This window comes from Roseateles sp. P5_B10, from assembly GCF_056400485.1.
The window spans coordinates 1-1760 of sequence record NZ_JBFULE010000978.1 but is presented as its reverse complement, the minus strand read 5'-3'; the positions used below and the strand labels follow the sequence as shown (position 1 = coordinate 1760).

General features: G+C 67.0%; 3 protein-coding genes. 2 read left to right on the top strand and 1 reads right to left on the bottom strand.

The features are described 5' to 3' along the window. On the top strand, positions 1–745 hold a 745-nt coding region (locus AC1DU6_RS29955), incomplete at its 5' end, for an NAD-dependent epimerase/dehydratase family protein (RefSeq protein ID WP_477861673.1). Positions 746–793: 48 nt separating this feature from the next. After that, positions 794–1588, top strand: coding sequence for a MipA/OmpV family protein (locus tag AC1DU6_RS29950; protein ID WP_162247778.1), 795 nt, complete (start codon positions 794–796; stop codon positions 1586–1588). On the opposite strand, the gene AC1DU6_RS29945 is transcribed toward AC1DU6_RS29950, so the two are convergent. Next, positions 1585–1760, bottom strand: a 176-nt coding sequence (locus tag AC1DU6_RS29945; RefSeq protein WP_477861675.1) for an Mpo1-like protein, incomplete at its 5' end; no start/stop codon positions are given. The genes AC1DU6_RS29950 and AC1DU6_RS29945 overlap by 4 nt on opposite strands.

The following is a 1760-nucleotide window of genomic DNA, read 5'->3' as shown; positions in this document are numbered from 1 at the left end:
GATCTACCACCTGGCCGCGGCGCTGTCGGCCAACGGCGAGAAGCACCCGATGTGGGCCTGGGACCTGAACATGAAGGGCCTGCTCAATGTGCTGGAGCTGGCCCGCCACGAGAAGCTGGACAAGATCTTCTGGCCCAGTTCGATCGCGGCCTTCGGCCCCAACACGCCAGCCATCGACACGCCGCAGACGACCGTCATGGACCCGACGACGGTCTATGGCATCTCCAAGCTCGCCGGCGAACGCTGGTGCGACTGGTACCACGCCAAGCACGGCGTGGACGTGCGCAGCCTGCGCTACCCCGGCCTCATCAGCTGGAAGACGCCGCCCGGCGGCGGCACGACGGACTACGCCGTGGAGATCTTCCATTCGGCGATCAAGGACGGCCGCTACACCTGCTTCCTGAAGCAGGACCAGGCCCTGCCGATGATGTACATGCCCGATGCGCTGCGCGCCACCATCGAGCTGATGAACGCGCCGGCCGACCAGGTCAGGCAGCGCGGCAGCTACAACCTCGCCGGCGTCAGCTTCACGCCGGCAGGCATCGCCGCCTCCATCCGCCGCCGCCTGCCCGAGTTCACGATGGACTGCGTGCCAGACTTCCGCCAGGCCATTGCAGCCAGTTGGCCACAACGCATCGACGACGCAGCCGCCCAGGCCGATTGGGGCTGGAAGCTGCAGTACGACCTGGATGCCATGGTTGACGACATGCTGACTGAGCTGACACGCGAACTACACGTTGGCTGACAGGCGGTGCCAGGTCTGGCTGGTACGCTAGCCTCTATGAGAGTCGCGTTGACTACCCTCCTGGCTCTGTCCGTGGCGACGTTGGCCCAGGCCGAGCAGCCCGAGGTGGAAAGTCCGTCAGCTCGCTATCTGCTGGGGGCCGCGGTGGCCTCGCAGCCGGAGTACGACGGCGCGAGCAGCCGTGACATCAAGATCAAGCCCTTGTGGGCATTCAAGCTCGGCCGAGTGCGCATCAGCACTTCCGGCGCGGGCAGCCTGATGGGCTTCGGGCGTGAGGAGGCGGCCGGCGGTGCCAGTACCCAGTTCATTGACACAGACAAGCTGCGCGTGGGTGTGTCACTGCGCATGGACAGCGGCCGCAGCAGCGGCGACGCCAGCACCACGCGGGGCCTGCCCGACGTCCGGCGCACGCTGAGGGCGCGCTTCTATACCAACTACAGCCTGACCAAGGATCTGACCATTGGCGCGACGCTGTCGCAGGACCTGCTCGGCCGGCAAGGCGGCACGACGCTGGGCGCGGACCTGGGCTGGCGGTTCTACCGCAGCCCGACGCTGGAGTGGACCAGCGGCTTCGGCATCTCGGCCGCCAGCGCTCGAAACCTGCGCAGCTATTTCGGCGTGCCCGAGTCGGCCGTCGCGGCCAGTGGCAAACCCGCCTACGAACCCGGTGCCGGCCTGCGCGATGTGCACGTGGGTGTCGGCTTCATCCGGCCGCTGACCAAGCATTGGCTCGTCTACGGCAATGCCGGCGCGAGCCGCCTCCTCGGTCCCGTCGCCGACAGCCCGCTGGTCGAGAAACGCACCGGCTCGTCGGTGGGCATCGGCCTGGCCTGGCGCAACTAAAGCTTCACGCGACCGCGCCAGATGTCGGCGTACATGACCCAGTCGCCGATGAAGCTGTAAAGCGGATATTTGAAGGTCGCCGGCCGGTTCTTCTCGAAGAAGAAATGCCCGACCCACGCGAAGCCATAGCCGCACAGCAGGCCGTAAAGCAGCCACACCAGCGCGCCCGTCC